At 70.2% G+C, this 16,064-nt stretch carries 15 protein-coding genes and 1 rRNA gene; 6 read left to right on the top strand and 10 right to left on the bottom strand.

Translation table 11 applies throughout. The annotated features are described in order from the left end of the window. Positions 1-91: ribosomal RNA gene (gene rrf / locus ACZ6A9_RS30805) — 5S ribosomal RNA — on the top strand; the annotation flags it as partial. A 46-nt stretch (positions 92-137) separates the two neighbouring features. Here the strand turns inward: rrf and ACZ6A9_RS30800 are convergent. Both ACZ6A9_RS30800 and ACZ6A9_RS30795 read right to left on the bottom strand, forming a co-directional pair. Beyond that, positions 138-812 (bottom strand): response regulator, encoded by a 675-nt coding sequence (locus ACZ6A9_RS30800; RefSeq protein ID WP_468992262.1) that lies wholly within the window; start codon positions 810-812, stop codon positions 138-140. Further along, positions 809-2,086, bottom strand: a complete 1,278-nt coding sequence (locus ACZ6A9_RS30795; protein WP_468992260.1) for a sensor histidine kinase — start codon at positions 2,084-2,086, stop codon at positions 809-811. The genes ACZ6A9_RS30800 and ACZ6A9_RS30795 overlap by 4 nt, the downstream gene beginning before the upstream one ends. Before the next feature lie 129 nt (positions 2,087-2,215). Here ACZ6A9_RS30795 and ACZ6A9_RS30790 point away from each other — a divergent pair, with 129 nt between their 5' ends. Then, positions 2,216-2,797 (top strand): GNAT family N-acetyltransferase, encoded by a 582-nt coding sequence (locus ACZ6A9_RS30790; RefSeq protein ID WP_468992257.1) that lies wholly within the window; start codon positions 2,216-2,218, stop codon positions 2,795-2,797. Here the strand turns inward: ACZ6A9_RS30790 and ACZ6A9_RS30785 are convergent. From ACZ6A9_RS30785 to ACZ6A9_RS30750, 8 genes are all read right to left on the bottom strand, one after another. After that, entirely contained in the window at positions 2,786-4,324 is a 1,539-nt protein-coding gene (locus ACZ6A9_RS30785) for a type IV secretory system conjugative DNA transfer family protein (protein WP_468992254.1), read from the bottom strand. The genes ACZ6A9_RS30790 and ACZ6A9_RS30785 overlap by 12 nt on opposite strands. An 11-nt stretch (positions 4,325-4,335) precedes the next feature. Continuing rightward, positions 4,336-5,745 carry an ATP-binding protein gene (locus ACZ6A9_RS30780; RefSeq protein WP_468992251.1) on the bottom strand — a complete coding sequence of 470 codons (1,410 nt, stop codon included), beginning with the start codon at positions 5,743-5,745 and terminating at the stop codon, positions 4,336-4,338. A gap of 13 nt (positions 5,746-5,758) precedes the next feature. Further along, on the bottom strand, positions 5,759-7,318 hold the full coding sequence (locus ACZ6A9_RS30775; RefSeq protein WP_468992249.1) for an SCO6880 family protein: 1,560 nt from the start codon (positions 7,316-7,318) through the stop codon (positions 5,759-5,761). Beyond that, positions 7,315-8,661: a hypothetical protein gene (locus tag ACZ6A9_RS30770; protein WP_468992246.1), complete on the bottom strand. Its 1,347-nt coding sequence runs from the start codon at positions 8,659-8,661 to the stop codon at positions 7,315-7,317. Before ACZ6A9_RS30770 ends, ACZ6A9_RS30775 begins: the two co-directional genes overlap by 4 nt. Continuing rightward, on the bottom strand, positions 8,651-9,457 hold the full coding sequence (locus ACZ6A9_RS30765; RefSeq protein ID WP_468992243.1) for a DUF8175 domain-containg protein: 807 nt from the start codon (positions 9,455-9,457) through the stop codon (positions 8,651-8,653). Before ACZ6A9_RS30765 ends, ACZ6A9_RS30770 begins: the two co-directional genes overlap by 11 nt. A gap of 199 nt (positions 9,458-9,656) precedes the next feature. Further along, positions 9,657-9,965: a hypothetical protein gene (locus ACZ6A9_RS30760; RefSeq protein ID WP_030829533.1), complete on the bottom strand. Its 309-nt coding sequence runs from the start codon at positions 9,963-9,965 to the stop codon at positions 9,657-9,659. Positions 9,966-10,249: 284 nt separating this feature from the next. Next, positions 10,250-10,576 carry a DUF397 domain-containing protein gene (locus ACZ6A9_RS30755; protein WP_468992240.1) on the bottom strand — a complete coding sequence of 109 codons (327 nt, stop codon included), beginning with the start codon at positions 10,574-10,576 and terminating at the stop codon, positions 10,250-10,252. Positions 10,577-10,587: 11 nt separating this feature from the next. Beyond that, positions 10,588-11,433, bottom strand: a complete 846-nt coding sequence (locus tag ACZ6A9_RS30750; RefSeq protein ID WP_468992238.1) for a helix-turn-helix domain-containing protein — start codon at positions 11,431-11,433, stop codon at positions 10,588-10,590. Between the two features lie 183 nt (positions 11,434-11,616). Between ACZ6A9_RS30750 and ACZ6A9_RS30745 the strand changes: the two genes are divergently transcribed. The 4 genes from ACZ6A9_RS30745 (at position 11,617) to ACZ6A9_RS30730 (ending at position 15,809) form a co-directional block, all read left to right on the top strand. Next, the gene (locus ACZ6A9_RS30745; RefSeq protein ID WP_468992236.1) at positions 11,617-12,057 is read left to right on the top strand and encodes an ATP-binding protein; all 441 of its coding nucleotides are present in this window, start codon (positions 11,617-11,619) and stop codon (positions 12,055-12,057) included. A gap of 48 nt (positions 12,058-12,105) precedes the next feature. Further along, the gene (locus ACZ6A9_RS30740) at positions 12,106-13,833 is read left to right on the top strand and encodes a serine/threonine-protein kinase (RefSeq protein WP_468992233.1); all 1,728 of its coding nucleotides are present in this window, start codon (positions 12,106-12,108) and stop codon (positions 13,831-13,833) included. Positions 13,834-13,901: 68 nt separating this feature from the next. After that, entirely contained in the window at positions 13,902-14,903 is a 1,002-nt protein-coding gene (locus ACZ6A9_RS30735; RefSeq protein ID WP_468992231.1) for a C40 family peptidase, read from the top strand. A gap of 213 nt (positions 14,904-15,116) precedes the next feature. Then, the gene (locus ACZ6A9_RS30730) at positions 15,117-15,809 is read left to right on the top strand and encodes a phosphatase PAP2 family protein (protein WP_468992229.1); all 693 of its coding nucleotides are present in this window, start codon (positions 15,117-15,119) and stop codon (positions 15,807-15,809) included. The last annotated feature ends 255 nt before the right edge of the window (positions 15,810-16,064 follow it).

Raw genomic sequence — 16,064 nt, 5'->3', positions numbered from 1 at the left:
GCCCGGTTACATTCCGAACCCGGAAGCTAAGCCTTACAGCGCCGATGGTACTGCAGGGGGGACCCTGTGGGAGAGTAGGACGCCGCCGAACAATTCGTGGGAAAGCCCCGTGCCATTGGCACGGGGCTTTCTGCGTTTCAGGACGGCTCCACGAGTTTGGTGTCGTACGCCAGGATCACCGCCTGGATCCTGTCGCGCGAACCCGTCTTGGCGAGTACACGGCCCACGTGGGTCTTCACCGTGGACTCCGCGAGGTGCAGACGGGCGGCGATCTCGGAGTTCGTCCAGCCCTTCCCGATGACCGTGAGGATTTCGCGTTCCCGCTCCGTGAGCGTGGACAGGCGGGGGTCTACCTCCGGGATGACGTCCGCTGTGTCGCTGCCGGCGGGGAGGTGGTGGGCATAGGCGTCGAGGAGGCGGCGGGTGAGGCTGGGGGCGACGACCGCGTCCCCGGTCGCCACGGCCCGGATGCCGGAGAGGAGCTCCTCCGGCTGGGCGTCCTTGATGAGGAAGCCGGAGGCGCCCGCGCGGAGGCCCGCGTGGGCGTACTCGTCCAGGTCGAACGTGGTGAGGATGAGGACCCGGGTGCGGTCCCCGGAGGCGACGATGCGGCGGGTGGCCTCGATGCCGTCCATGCCGGGCATGCGGATGTCCATCAGCACCACGTCCGGGTGGAGTTCGGCCGTCAAGCGGATCGCTTCGCCGCCGTTCGACGCCTCGCCCAGGACGGTGAGGTCGTCCTGGCTCTCCAAGAGCATGCGGAAGCCGAAGCGCTGCAACGGCTGGTCGTCGGCGATGAGGACGGTGATCACTGCGGGGGTTCCTCCGGGAGGTGCAGGTGGACCCGCCAGCCCTGTTCGGGGCGGGGGCGTGGGCCGGCCTCAAGTGTGCCGTCGTACAGGGCTGTTCGCTCGCGCATTCCTGGCAGGCCCCGACCGTCGGACAGGGGTGCGGGCGGTGTGCCCTGTCCCGTGTCGGTGACGGTGACGGTGACGGCGCCCCCGTCGCCGTAGACGATGACGATCTCCGAGGCGGCGTCGGGGCCGGCGTGCTTGAGGGTGTTGGTGAGGGCTTCCTGGACGATCCGGTACACGGTGAGCTCCCGGCCCGGGGGGAGGGTGGCCGGCAGGCCCTCGGTGGTGAGCCGGACCGGCAGGCCCGCGGTGCGGACGCCGTCGAGGAGACGGTCCAGGTCGGTGAGGCCGGGCTGGGGGTTCCGCTCCGCGGGGAGGGCGGCCGTCTCGTCGTCGCGGAGGACGTCGAGCAGGCGGCGCAGTTCGCCGAGGGCCTGACGGCTGGTGGTGCCGATGGCGTCCAGGGCCTGCCCGGCCCGTTCCGGGGACCTGGCGGCCGCGTACTTGCCGCCGTCGGCCAGACCGGTGATGACGGACAGGTGGTGGCCGATGATGTCGTGCATCTCCCGGGCGATCCGGGCGCGTTCGGCGGCGGTCGCGATACGGGCCTGCTGGTCGCGTTCGATCTCCAGACGGCGGGCCCGGTCCTCCAGGGCCTCGGTGTAGCTCTCACGGGTGCGGATGGTGATGCCGATGAGGACCGCCACGCCGATGGACGTCAGGTACGAACCGATCTGCTGGCTCCACTCGCCCTCGCCGTAGCGGGCCGTGGAGATGATGACCGGCGTCAGTATCAGGGCCGTCGCCCACCACAGGTCGCGCAGGGGGCGGCTGAGCGCGATGTGGTAGACGACGACCAGTTGGAGCAGGGCCGCCTGGAGGGTGGCGCCGGACCAGGCGTTGACCAGGGCGAACGGGGCCATGGCGAGCATGACGGTCGCGGGACGGGTGCGACGCCACAGGAGGGGGACGGACAGGCCGAGGGACAGCACGAGGAGAAGCGGGCCGGGGGCGTCCGGGTTGTGGGTGACGTTGCGCCAGCCGCCACCGGTGAAGTCGATGAGGGCGGCCGTCGTCCAGAAGCCGGTGAAGACGGTGTCCCACAGGAGCGGGTGACGCCGGTCGAAGTCCCGGATCCACTGGTTGGCGCGTTGCACGTGCTGGGTGAGCGGCTCCGCCGTGCGGGTGCTCGCCGACGGCGCCGCCTCCTGGCCGTTCGTCACGGGGTCCATGGTGGGGGTCCGTCCGCCGGTCGGAGCCGAATCATGAGCCGATCATCGCCCGCGGAGGGAGCGGTGTGCGTCGGCCCGGAGCCGTAATCGGGCTGAGGGGTGTAGTACCCCGGTACTACCGTGGCGGCCATGAGGACAGGTGTCGTGACCTTCGAGGACTGTGTGATCCGGGCGGTGCGGGCGCAGGAGTGGGCCGCGGTGAAGGAGCTGCGGCTCGCCGCCCTGCGGGACCCGGTCGCGGATCTCGCCTTCCTGGACACCTACGACAAGGCCGTGGCCCGGCCGGACTCGTACTGGCGGGAGCGAGCGGCGAACGGGGCTCAGGAGACGGGGGGGGCACGGCAGTTCGTCGCCGAGGCGAAGGACAGGAGCTGGGTGGGCACGGTCGCCGTGCTGATCGAGGAGGCAGGGACGACCGACTGGGCGGGGATGCCCGTCGAGCGGCGGCAGGGACACCTGGTGGGTGTCTACGTGGCGCCCGGGCAGCGGGGGAGCGGGCTGACCGGGGCGCTGTTCGACGCGGCACTGCAGTGGGCGTGGGGGCGCGGCGTGGAGCGGGTGCGGCTCGTCGTGCACGCGGAGAACGCGCGGGCGCGGGGCTTCTACCGCAAGGCGGGGTTCGTGGAGAGCGGGGTCACCGTGCCGTTGGCGGACAAGCCGGACGAGCGTGAGCTGGAGATGGTGATCGGGCGGCCCGGGTCAGACCGTTAGTTCGTCGTGCGGCCAGCGGGTGCGGGCCTGCTCCCGGGAGCGGAGCAGGGCCAGCGTCGGCATGCCCCGGTCCGAGCCGGCGGCGAGGAGTTCGGGGAGCTGGGGCAGCGGGGCCACGGCCGCCACGTCGTCCAGGACGAGGGTGAGTGGTGGGTCGAGCCGACCGGAGGATGACCGTTCGGCCATGCGCCGGCCGTGCTCGACCACGTGCGAGGCGAGCGCCGTCAGCAGGGGCATCGCGCCCGGACTGGTGCGGGGATCCTCGATGGATTCGCCCACGACATAAAGCGTGCCCCCTTCGTCGATGAAGGAATCCAAGGCGAGGGCATCATTTCGGTGAGGAGTGCAGGCCTCGCGGACATGGAGGGTGGAGAGGGCGGCCAGGGCGCGGGTGGTCAACTGCTGGGCCATGTCCCGGCGGTCGGGGTGCGCGGTGAGGGCCGCTTCGAGTTCGCCGGCGGAGCCGGGGGCGGCCTTGGGGTGGGTGCGGAGGATGCGCACGGCGTCGTGCACCTGCAGGCCCTGCGCCCAGCGGTGGACGTGGCGGACGGTGCGGCCGTCGACGGCGGCGGCGTGGACGTAGCTGCGGAGCAGGGTCTCGGCGGTGTCGCTGACCGCCTGGTCGAGCCGGGAGGTGGGCCGGACGGGGGCGAGGAGCGCTGCCGCGCGGGTGGCGGCCGTCTGTTTGTCCTCGCAGCCGGCGGTGGGGGACCAGTGGAGGCGGGCCGGGGTGTCGCAGAGGTGGGTCGGGTCGTAGAGGTGGGTGGGGCCGAGTTTGGCGCGGGCGTCCTTGGTGTCGTGCCACAGGGCCGGGTTGGAGGTGAGGACGAGGGCGGGGCCCTCCGCGTCCCGTACGGCCTGGGCGGCGGTGGTGTGGCGGGTGGCCGGGGGGCCGTAGTGCAGGCCGGCGCGGCCGGGGCCGGGGAGGTCCCACCCGCCGGTCCGTGCACCGTCGGACACCTGTGGGGCGGCGGGCTCCGCGGGTTGCGTCGCTTCCCGCTCGGATGTCCTCGGGACCGGAACCTCGTGCCGGTGCTGCGGGGCCGGTTCCGGCTCCGGGGCGGGCTGCGGCTCCCTTGAAGGCTCCCTTGAAGGTTCCCGTGCCGGTTCCGTGTGCCGCTCGTGCACCGCCGCCGTCCGTTCCGCGCGCCGGCGGGCCCGTACGGCTCTCCAGCGGGCCACGGTGCCGACGACGAACACCGTCAGGACGGTCAGGATCATCAGCTGGCCGATGAACAGGCCCCAGAAGAGGCCGTATCCGGAGAGGTCGGCGGGTGGGGCGTCCGGCCAGGCGGCGGGCAGGTCGTGCGGGTCGGCGATGAGGTGGCGGACGGCCACCGGGGTGCGGGTGAAGGTGATGCCGGACGGCCAGCGGCCGTGGGCGAAGAGGCCCGCGAGTCCGGTGGCCGTCCACACCATCGTGGTCAGGCCGAGGATGAAGGCGAGGATGCCGAGGAGCAGCCCGTCGGGGATGCCGCCCTGGCCGCCGGAGCCCCGGCCGGGCCCGCGGTGATCGTCCGGTCTCACGCCTGCTCCCTCTACGCCACCGTCGATTCGGAGTCGCCGACGTGCTGTTCCACGAAGGCCGCCGCCCGCTCCTCGGCCTCCCGTTCGGCGGCGCGCAGGGCGTCGTCGTTGAAGTCGGCGGAGGACTCGGTCATCGCGCGGTCGGTGAAGACCAGCGGGCGTTCCGTCTCGGTGACCAGGTGCTTGACCACCTGGACGTTGCCGTTGACGTCCCAGACCGCGATGCCGGGCGTGAGCGTGGGGATGATCTCCACGGCCCATCTGGGCAGGCCGAGGACCCGGCCGGTGGCCCGCGCCTCGTCGGCCTTCTGGGCGTAGATGGTCCGGGTCGACGCCATCTTGAGGATGGCCGCCGCCTCCTTGGCGGCCGCGCCGTCCACCACGTCGGACAGGTGGTGGACGACCGCGACGAAGGACAGGCCGAGCCGCCGCCCGAACTTCAGCAGCCGCTGGAACAGCTGCGCCACGAAGGGGCTGTTGATGATGTGCCAGGCCTCCTCGACGAGGAAGATGCGCTTCTTCCGGTCGGGGCGGATCCAGGTGTGCTCGAGCCAGACGCCGACGATCGCCATGAGGATCGGCATGGCGATGGAGTTGCGGTCGATGTGGGACAGGTCGAAGACGATGAGCGGCGCGTCGAGGTCGATGCCGACGGTCGTCGGGCCGTCGAACATGCCGCGCAGGTCACCGTCGACGAGCCGGTCCAGGACCAGGGCGACGTCCAGGCCCCACGCCCGTACGTCGTCTATGGCGACGTTCATCGCCTCCGCGGACTCCGGTTCGGGGTGGCGCAGGCGCTCGACGATGTCGGAGAGGACCGGCTGGCGTTCGAGAATCGTCTCGTTGACGTAGGCGTGCGCGACCTTGAGGGCGAAGCCGGACCGCTCGTCCAGGCCGTGGCCCATCGCGACCTCGATGATCGTCCGCAGCAGCGCGAGCTGCCCGGTGGTGGTGATCGACGGGTCGAGGGGGTTGAGCCGGATGCCGTGGTCCAGGGCGGCCATCGGGTCGAGGCGGATGGGAGTGATGCCCATCTCCCGGGCGACGAGGTTCCACTCGCCGACGCCGTCCTCGCCCTGCGCGTCCAGGACGACGACCTGGCGGTCGCGGAAGCGCAGCTGGCGCAGGACGTAGGTCTTCTCCAGGGCCGACTTGCCGTTGCCGGACTCGCCGAGGACCAGCCAGTGCGGTGCGGGCAGCTGCTGGCCGTAGAGCTGGAAGGGGTCGTAGATGTAGCCCTTGCCGGAGTAGACCTCGCGGCCGATGATGACGCCGGAGTCGCCGAGGCCGGGCGCGGCGGTCGGCAGGTACACGGCCTGCGCCTGGCCCGTGGAGGTGCGCACCGGCAGCCGTGTCGTCTCGACCTTCCCGAACAGGAAGGACGTGAAGGCGTCGGTGACGACGGACAGCGGATCCCGCATCAGAACTCAGCCCCTACCTTCGAATGCCGGTGGCGAACGGGAGTGTGTTCACGAACGCGCGGTGGTGCTCGCGGTCGCACCACTCCAGCTTCAGGTACGACTTTCCGGCCGATGCCCGTATGGTCCGCTTGTCGCGCGCCAGGGCCTCGGGTGTGCGGGAGGAGACGGTGATGTAGCCGACGAGGTTGACGCCCGCGGCGCCGCTGGCGAGGTCCTCGCCGCGCTGGTCGAGCCTGCTGTGGGCGGCGAGGTCGCGCGGGTCGACGGTGCGGTTCATCTTGGCGGCGCGGGAGGCCTCCGCCACGTCGTTGGTCTTCTCGGTCAGCATCCGCTCGATGGCGACCTCGGTGGGTTCGAGGTCCATGGTGACGGCGACCGTGCGGATCACGTCCGGGGTGTGGACGAGCAGCGGGGCGAGGAAGTTGACGCCCACCGGGGTCATCGGCCACTCCTTGACCCAGGCCGTGGCGTGGCACCAGGGGGCGCGGGTCGCGGACTCGCGGGTCTTGGCCTGGAGGTAGGTGGGCTCCATGGCGTCCAGCTCGGCCGGCCAGGCGTTGCGCTGGGTCATCGCCTGGATGTGGTCGATGGGGTGGTCCGGGTCGTACATGGAGTGCACCAGCGAGGACAGGCGGCTCTGGCCGAGCGGCTGCCGTACGCGGATGTCGGCCTCCTGGAGCCGGGAGCAGATGTCGGTCAGCTCACGGGCCATGACGACGGCGAGCCCCGCGTCCCGGTCGACCTTGCCGCCGCCCTGGCTGCGCATCGCGCGGGCCATGGTGTTGGCCTCGGAGGCCAGCTCGCGGGTGTAGTGCATGCAGGCGACCAGGTAGGCGCGGTGCTGTTCGCTGCTGGTCGACACCATCGACTGGAGCTGCTCGTAGGACTGCTGGAGCCACGGCGGTGACGTGTCGTCGCCGCGCAGGGAGACGTCCTTGGCGTGCGCGTCGGGGTCGGCGGGCAGGGTGCGGGCCAGCATCTGGATGCGGGTGACGAAGCCGTCGCCGTTGGCGACGTGCTTGAGCAGGGTGCCGAAGCGGTCGACGAGGGCTTCCTGGTCCTCGGAGTCGCGCAGGCCGACGCCGGGGCCCTCGATCTCGATGGCGGCGGTGACGGTCTTACGGTCCGCGTGGAGCAGTACGGCGATCTCGTCCGGGCCGAACGGTGCGGCGAGCCAGGTGATGCGCCCGATCCCGGGCGGCGGTCCGACCTCGATCTCGCGCCCGTCGAGGCGGGTGCCCGCCTCGACGGCGCCGGAGCGGTAGGTGGTGCCGCGGCGCACGGTGCGCTTGTAGCTGCGGTTGATCTCGAACCACTTGTAGAAGGTGCGGCCCTTGTAGGGCACGTAGACCGCGGCCAGGGCGATCATGGGCAGTCCGGCGAGGAGCACGATCCGCACGCTCAGGACGGGGACGAGGAGCCCGCACATCATGCCGAGGAACGCGCCGACGACGATCAGCGCGATCTCACCGGTCTCGCGATTGCGGCCGACGATCGCGTTCGGCCGGGCGCGGCCGATCAGATACGTACGGCGGGGCGTGACCGGATGGGACAGGTGGGTCTCGGTCGTCAACGCCCTTCACCTCCCGTGCGGTTGTTGCTGCTGTTGCGGGTGCTGCTGGCGTGGGGGGTGTTCACCGGGCTGCTCGAGCGGGGTGCGGGGGCGGCGCCGCCGCCGCTGTTCGGGGTGCGCGAGCTGTGCGCGGCGACTCCGCCGGAGGCGGGGTTGGAGGAGCGGGCGCCGGAGGACTGGCCTGCGCCGCCGCTGTTGTTGTCGGCGCGGGTGCTGTGGGTCTTGATGCCCTGCGCGACCAGGGACGCCGGGGAGCTGATGACGGCGGCGGCCTTGCCCTCGGCGCCCTGCATGAGGCGGTTGTTGCGGGAGCCGGCGATCTCGTCGCCGAAGCCGGGGACGAAGCGGTAGATCATCGCGGAGGCGAAGATGGCGAGCAGGATGATCGCCAGACCGGAGACCACGGCGGAGAAGGCGTCGGGGCCCTCCTCGGCGGAGAGCGCCCCGGCGAGGCCGAGGACTATCACGATGACGGGCTTCACGAGGATCACCGCGATCATGATGCCCGCCCAGCGGCGGACGTGGCCCCACAGGTTCTTGTCGACCAGGCCCGCGTAGACGACGGTGCCGAGGAGGGCGCCGACGTAGAGCAGGGCGGCGCGGATGACGAGCTCCAGCCAGAGGATGCCGGCGGCGAGGATGGAGACCAGGGAGACGACGATCAGCATGATCGGGCCGCCGCCGATGTCGTCGCCCTTCTCGAGCGCGCCGGCGAACGTGCCGAAGAACGTGTCCGTCTGGTCGCCGGTCGCCTTGGCGAGCACGTCGGTGACGCTGTCGGTGGCCGAGACGACGGTGTAGAGGATCAGCGGGGTGAAGGCGGAGGCGAGGACGGTCAGCCAGAGGAAGCCGATCGCCTCGGAGATCGCGGTGGTGAGGGGGACGCCCCGCACCGCGCGCTTGGCGACCGCCAGCAGCCACAGCAGGAGGGTGAGGATCGTCGACGCGGCGAAGACGACGGCGTACTGCTGGAGGAACGTGTCGTTGGTGAAGTCGACGTCCGCGGTGTCCTCGACGGCCCCGCTGAGCTGCTTGATGGTCCAGGAGGCGGCGTCGGCGCAGCCCTGCGCGAGGGAGGCGAGGGGGTCGAGGGTGGCGGAGGGGTCGTCGAGGGTGGTGGCACCCTCGCCGTTCTCATTCGCCTGTCCGCGCTCGCAGTACTCCTTGGCAGGGCCGGCGATCAGGGCGCAGGGGTCGTTGCTCTCAGTCGGCGTCGGCGTCGGCGTCGGCGTCGGGGAGGGCGAGGGATCAGCGGCGGCCCGCGTGGCCGACAGGATGGCGGTCGCTTGAACGGCGGCGACAAAGCCGGTGAGCTTGAAGATGCGGCGTCGGCTACCGGGCATAGGTGAAGCCTCCGAAATCCTGGACCGCCTTGCTGATCTCATCGGCTCCGGAGACGGGATTGTCTCCGGGGACGGGGGTGGGGCCAGACTTCTGGCGGGTCTCGACGACCTTCCAGTCGCCACCGCTCCAGCTGAGTTTCATGGTCACCGTGAACCAACTGCTGGTGACGGGGTTGGTCGACTTCTCGCCGGCGAGCCCGAACAGGCCATGGCACCAGACCGCGACAGTTGCCGCGTCGTCGCTGTAGGCCGTGACCTTGGTGCCTGTGGGAACCGTACGGTTGACGAAGGTGCTGCCGTCAGGAGCTTTGCCGTCCTTGTCGAGCCCGAGGGTTTTGAGGAAATCGGCGGAGTAGTCCGCGTCGAAGCCCGACTGAAGGTCGTCAACGGAACCCGAGTCTGCCAGGGCCTGCACGATCTCGTGCCGGCGGTCCGGGCGAAACATGCCGTCGGAGCCGAGCGCCACCGCGTAGTTCGCCGCCGCGCTCTCCGCGCCTTGCCGGTCGTGGGCGAAGCCCGACGGGATGCCTGCCGTCTTCGCGTCCACCGGCTTCTTGCCCGAAGGGGCCGTCGCCGCCGCTTTGGGGGAGTCGGCGGAGCCGCTCTCCTCCGCTGCGGAATCGTCTCCTCCGCGGTTCGCGAAGGCGATCGCGGCGATCAGGACGACCACCACACCGACGACGGTGACGAGGCTGCGGGAGGACGAACGGGCGCCTCTGCGCGCGCCGCCGTACGGGTCGCCGCCCCCTTCGGGCAGGCGGGTGCGGGTCTGACCGGTGTCGTCTTCGAGACTCATGCCGCGTACGCCCCCTCAGCGTCGTGCGGAAACACCTCGTACTCCGTGTACTTCACGTACGACGGTAGCCGGGCCGGCTCCCGTTCGGGTGCGGTGTGGTGACTGGACATCAGGGAAACGCAACCTCAGCCGGTGGGCACGACGGACGGGTGGGATGGGAGGGGGCCGGGCGTGCCCGGTCGGGAGCGGTGGCGCGGGTCTATACGGCCATGCCGTACACGATGGTGAAGAGGGTGCCGAGCGATCCGATGATGAAGACGCCCGTGAGCCCCGCGATGATGAGGCCCTTGCCCTGTTCGGCGCTGAAGGTGTCCCGCAGCGCGGTGGCACCGATGCGCTGTTTGGCCGCCCCCCAGATGGCGATGCCCAGGCAGATGAGGATGGCGACCGCCATGACCACTTCGATCATGATCTTGGCCTCGTTGCCCAGGCTGCCGAAGGGGCCCCAGTCGGGAGCGATCCCGCCGATGATGGTGTTGATGTCTCCCTCGTCGGCCGCGAAGAACATGTAAGTCACCGCCCTGGTATGGGTAGTTCCGCTTCCTCTGCGGGAGTGCAGAGTTCAGGCCTCATTGTCGCCGACGATGACGCCCGTGTATGTCGACTTGGCGTCATCAGCTGGCGGGTTTCGTAGGAATAGCTTGCCACCGGCGCGCGCCGGACCCCGGCAGAGGCGCGTTCCGGAGAGTGAAGAGTCGTATCGTCACTCTGTGTATCACGGTGTGTCACGCCGGGCAACGAGGCTGGTCGACGGGGTTTCTGACAGGTGTTCGGGTGACTGTGCGCAGGGTTCTACGCTACGAAGTGGTCGAACTCACCGGCCCGGACGCCTCGTACGAAGGCGTCCCAGCGGGGGTGGTCGGTGGTGACGGTGGCGGTGCCGCCGGGGGCGTGGAGGCGGACGGTGGCGTCGCTGCCGACGGTCACGTGGGCACGGGGGTGAGGGTCCTCCTTGAGGGCGCGGAGGAGGCCGCGGAAGGCGTCGGGGGTGGTGGTGAGGACGGCGCCGGTGGGGTCGGCCGACTCCGTTATGTGGATGGCGCGCGGGGTCGCGGCTACGTGTACGCAGGAGTCGCCCTGGGCGCAGTAGGAGGACTTCTGCCAGACGGGCTGCTTCATGCCTACCTTTCTTACAGTTCCCGCGCGATCTTGTGAATGAGGTCCCGCGACCTGGCGGGCGGGAGTGCCTCGGCCTCCATGCGGCCGAGGAGAGTCCGGTACTTCGCCAGTTGGGCTTCGGAGTCGAGGAAGACAGGGCCGTGGGACTGGTCGAGGTGGACGGTGTCGAGCGGCGGGACGGGGCCGGTGGAGTAGTAGAAGGACTGGCCCGAGCCGGGCAGGACCCCGGCGTCGAAAGTGAGCACTCGCACGGTGATGTGCTCCCGCTCGCTCATGTCCAGCAGGTGCCGCAGCTGGGCGCCCGCGACGGTGGGGCCGCCGAGCTGCATGCGCAGGGCGGCCTCGTGGATCACCGCCAGGTGAGGGGTCGGGTTCTCGCGGTAGATCGCCGCCTGGCGTTTGATGCGGAACGAGACTCGGTGCTCGACGTCGGGTGGCGACATCTCGGGTACGTCCTGGCGAAAGATCTCGCGGGCGTGCTCCGCGGTCTGGAGCAGGCCGGGGATGTGCAGTGCCACGGCTGCGTGAAGGCGCTCGGCGTGATGTTCCACCTCGGCCAGGTCCAGAAGTGCGGCAGGCAGCAGCTCCCGGTACTCCTCCCACCACCCCCGGGTGCGTTCGGCCGCCATGGCGCAGAGGGCGTCGACGAGGGCCCGGTCGCCGCATTCGTAGTGGCACGCGAGGGTGCGGACACGCTCGGGGCTCACTCCCGCCCGTCCCGCCTCGACGTTGCTGATCTGGTTCTGCTGCACGCCGAGGAGGCGGCTGGCCTGTGTTGAGGACAGGCCGGCTCGCTCGCGTAGTTTTCGCAGCTCAGCACCCAAACGGAGTTGCCGTCCCGTCGGGTTGCTTCTCACCTTGCTCCTGCCTTCCTGTTCACCCGCACGAGTGCAATATCAGTTCTTATCTAGCCGCATCTAAGAACTTTCCCTACGTTACGAGTGGCGCCCCGCTCAGAAGCGCACCGATCGACGGTTCGGCATGCCACTGGGCACCAGTTCGTGTTTACGCCCAACTGACCCCCCCGCTCGGAGACTTCCATGCCCACCGTATCCCCGGCCTGGTCCTACACCCTCCACCTCTCGCGTGATCCACGCTCACCGGGCATCGCCCGTTCCACCCTGCGCTCCGTCCTGGCCGCCTACGAACTCGGCGAACTCGCCCCCACGGCCGAGCTGCTCGCGTCGGAGCTGCTGACCAACGCCCATCTGCACACCGACGGCCCGTACGCGCTGCACATCCGTCCGCTGGAATCCGGCCAGCTCCGGCTCGGGGTGTGGGACGGGGATCCGACCGTCCCGTCCGGTCTCGGCGCCGGCTTCGTCCACGGCGCCATGCCGCACGGAACCTCGGAGGGCGGACGGGGTCTGGCCCTGGTGCGGACGTACGCCGACTCCTGGGGCGCCTCGCTGCTGAGCGAGCAAAAGGGGCCTGCCGGGGGGAAGGTGCTGTGGGCGGAGTGCGGCTGGGGCGGTCCGTGATCCCATCTCTACCGCACATCCACCGAACCGTGTGGCAAGGTCGGTTCCGTGGATGCACTGAAGGCTCAAGACCCCGCGCAGATAGGCGCGTACATGCTGCTGGCCCGCCTTGGTGCGGGCGGTATGGGGCAGGTGTATCTCGGGCGGTCGCCCGGCGGTCGGCTGGTGGCGATCAAGGTGATCCGTGACGAGATCGCGGATCACCCCGAGGCGCTCGCCCGGTTCAGGCGCGAGGTGGAGACCGTGCGCCTGGTCCGGAGCGCGTACACCGCGAATCTGATCGACGCGTCGCTGGACTCGTCCCCTTACTGGCTGGCGACCGAGTACGTGTCGGGCCCGACGCTGAGCAAGGCCGTGGGGGCGCGGGGGCCGATGCCGGCCGACACCTGCCGACGTCTGTTCGCGGCACTGGCGGAAGGGCTCGCGGCCGTGCACGAACAGGGGGTCACGCACCGGGACCTCAAGCCGCAGAACGTGCTCCTCGCCGCACAGGGGCCACAGCTCATCGACTTCGGTATCGCCCGGGGAGCCGGGCAGACGGCACTCACCGAGGCGGGTTTCGCGCCGGGCACGCCTGGCTACACCGCGCCCGAGGTGCTGATGCGCAATGAGGTCGGCCCTGCCGCCGACGTGTTCGCTCTCGGGGCGACGATCGCGTACGCGGCGACGGGCAGGCCTCCCTTCGGCATCGGTGAGGCGGCCACCGTGAGTTATCGCGCGGTGCACGAGCCGATCGATCTGGTGGGCGTGGAACCCGAACTGGCGGGTCTGATCCAGCACTGTGTGGCCAAGGACCCGGCGGCACGCCCGCAGCTCGCCGAGGTGATCGTGCGGTGCCGGGTGGCGGCGGCCCTCGTCGAGGACTCGTTCTACACGGGACTGGCCACCCTGGCCGAGGAGCTGCCGGCGGCGGCTCAGGCCGGTTCACCGCCCATGGCTCCGTCACCGGCGGTGGGGTTGCACGAACTGCCGACGTCGGCGCCTCAGTACGGGCCGGGGTATACGCCCACATACGTAAGCCCATCTGCCCCACCCGCTCGGCGCCGCCCCGCGCCGTGGCTTGTCGCCGTGGCGGCCGGGTTGGTGATCGGGGTGGCGGCGGCAGCGTTCGTACTGTCCGATCAGGGCGACGGTGACCGGGGGGTGGACGGGAAGGAGACGACCGGAGCCGCACGTCCTGGCGCCACATCGAAGGCTCCCACCACCCAGGGGGGCGAGCAGCCGAAGGTGCAGCCGCCGGCGTACGTGGAGCAGACGAATCCGTCACGGGACTTCTGGACGGCGGACACGGCTTCGCAGTATGGGGAAGGTGCCTGTCAGCTGCCCGCCGAGGAGCGCAACGAGCACTTCCAGTTCGCGGTCTCCGCAGCAGAATCCGATGCGCCCTACACCTCGGGGCAGGGACGTATCGGAGTCCGCTTGAAGTACGCCGATCCGAAGGCCGGGGAGTCGTACTACGTGGCGGTCTCCGTCAAGCCGCCGCATGAGATCGATCCGGACACGGGCCGGCCGTACGAGGGCGCGTTGCAGCAGAACCTGGACCTCGGCTACACCAGCAAGCCGGTGGACATGTACCAGGGCTACAGCAGCAACGAGACCGCCCCGTGGGTGGAGCTGACGTACCCCGATGACTTCCAGAAGTTCGTGCGTGGGAAGAAGCACAGCGACGCCATCCCGATCGGAAACGACCCCGGCGACTGGACAGTGCTCTTCCTTCATGTCCGTGGGCCGAACGAGTACGCAAGCATCGCCTGCCACGGGTTTGTCGCGAAGTAGCTCACACAGGCGCCCTTCAGGCTGGTAAATGACCCATAAACCGGAGCGCGGTAGGGGAGAGTTGGAGCGTGCGGAAGGTATGGGTGGCCGGTGGTGCCGCCATCGGGCTGGGGCTGAGCTTCGTCATGCTGCTCGTCGTGGGCGTCTACGTCGTCGCCGGGAACCTCGTCAACGGCGTGGGCGGTGCGGGCAAGGCACTCGCCAAGGGGTCGGTGCCCGCCGCGTACCAGACGCTCGTTCAGAAGTGGGGCAACCTCTGCCCGTCCATCAACCCGGCGCTGCTCGCCGCGCAGCTCTATCAGGAGAGCGGGTGGGACCCTGACGTCGTCAGTCACGCCGACGCACGCGGTATCGCCCAGTTCATCCCGGGCACCTGGGCCGCCCACGGCATCGACGGTGACGGCGACGGCGACCGTGACATCTGGGACCCGAATGACGCGATTCCATCGGCCGCTTCGTACGACTGCGAACTCGCGAAGTACGTGAAGGACGTACCGGGGGACGTAACGAACAACATGCTCGCCGCCTACAACGCGGGGGCATACCGGGTCATCAAGTCCGGCGGGGTGCCCGCGATCACCGAGACTCAGAACTACGTCAAGCGGATCCGCGCCCTGGAGAAGAGCTTCGCCGCGCCCGTCGGGCGGGTCGACCCGTCGAGGCAGGCCGCCGGCGCCATCGCCTACGCGCAGAAGAAGCTCGGGACGTTGTACCTGTGGGGCGGCAACGGCACTCCTGAGCACGGCGGACGGTTCGACTGTTCGGGGCTGACGAAGGCGGCGTACGAGAGTGTGGGGATCACGCTGCCGCGTGTGGCGAACGACCAGTACAACGCGGGTCCGCATCCGAAGCGGGACGAACTGCTGCCCGGCGATCTGGTGTTCTTCTCGGACGACCTCACCGATTCGCGGGCCATCCGGCATGTGGGCATCTATGTCGGCGGCGGGTACATGATCGACGCACCCAGGACGGGTGCCGTGATCCGATTCGACCCGATCGACACTCCTGACTACTTTGGTGCCACCCGGGTCACCGAGGATGGCGCGAAAGCACTCCCCACAACGGTGTGAGCGGAGCGCCTGCCCTCCCCCTGAGCTGCGGAGATGCATCTCTCTTCGATAAAGTCTGCGTGATCATTCGGTGGAGCGTGGAACGTATCAGCGGGGGCCGTGCGTTCCTGTTGTCGTAGCCGAGCCGATGAGCGGATCTACGCACCACGGGGGTGGTTGCAGACGGCGTGCGCACCGCGCGCCGGGAGATATGGACGAAGGGGCCGCAGCACCATGGCTGGACTCGCCGATTCCGGGTCGAACCCCGACGTCGACCTGCTCTATGACATCAACGGCCTCGCCAAGGCCGCGCCGCCGTGGTTCGACCGGGTCATGGAGTTCGTGGGCGAGTACGGCATCCTGTTCGCCCTGTTGGGGATGCTGGTGTGGTGCTGGTGGGGCGTCAGACGGCGGGGCGGCGAGGACGCGGCACCGACCGTGGCGGCCCTGGTGTGGGCCCCGCTCGCGGCGGGCGTCGCGGTCCTGGTGAACGTCCCGATACGCGGGTTCGTCGAACGGCCCCGGCCCTTCAACGACCACGAGGGACTCGAGGTCCTGGTCGCCGGCAAGACCGACTACTCGTTCGTCAGCGACCACGCGACGCTCTGCATGGCCCTGGCGGTAGGGCTGTTCCTGGCCAACCGGCGGCTCGGGATCGTCGGCCTGGTGCTCGGACTGATGGGCGGCTTCATCCGCGTCTACATGGGTGTGCACTACCCGACGGACGTCGTGGGCGGGCTCGCCCTCGGCACGTCCGTCGCGCTGCTGCTCTCACCGCCCGCCATGGCGATGCTGACGCCGCTGATGCGGGCGATCGAGCGGTCGCCGAGGGGCGGATGGCTGATCAGTGCGCGCGGGCACGGGGCGCGGACGGCCCCGGAGGAGAACCGGCCGTCCGAGCCGGGGCAGCGCGACCTGGCGGCCTGAGCCGTCCCCGGCGCCGCCCGTGGGCCGGGGGACGGCTCCCGGTCACTCCTGGGTGTGGTTCCTGGCGTCCGTGCGGGCCAGGCTTCTCGCTCTTCTCGCGGGGCCGCGCCAGCCGCACGTGCAGGAGGCGACGCAGAAGGGCCCCCGCTCCGAGGTGGTTGTCCGGTGGTCCTGAAGGGTTGCCGCGACATCCTGCTCTTCCACCTCACCACCGTACCGCTGCGGATGTGTCCGCGTGACGGCCTCGACCACCGG

The sequence above is a fragment of the Streptomyces sp. NPDC041124 genome (assembly GCF_055592385.1).
The sequence above is the reverse complement of the archived record's forward strand: the minus strand, read 5'-3'. Positions and strand labels throughout refer to the sequence as shown.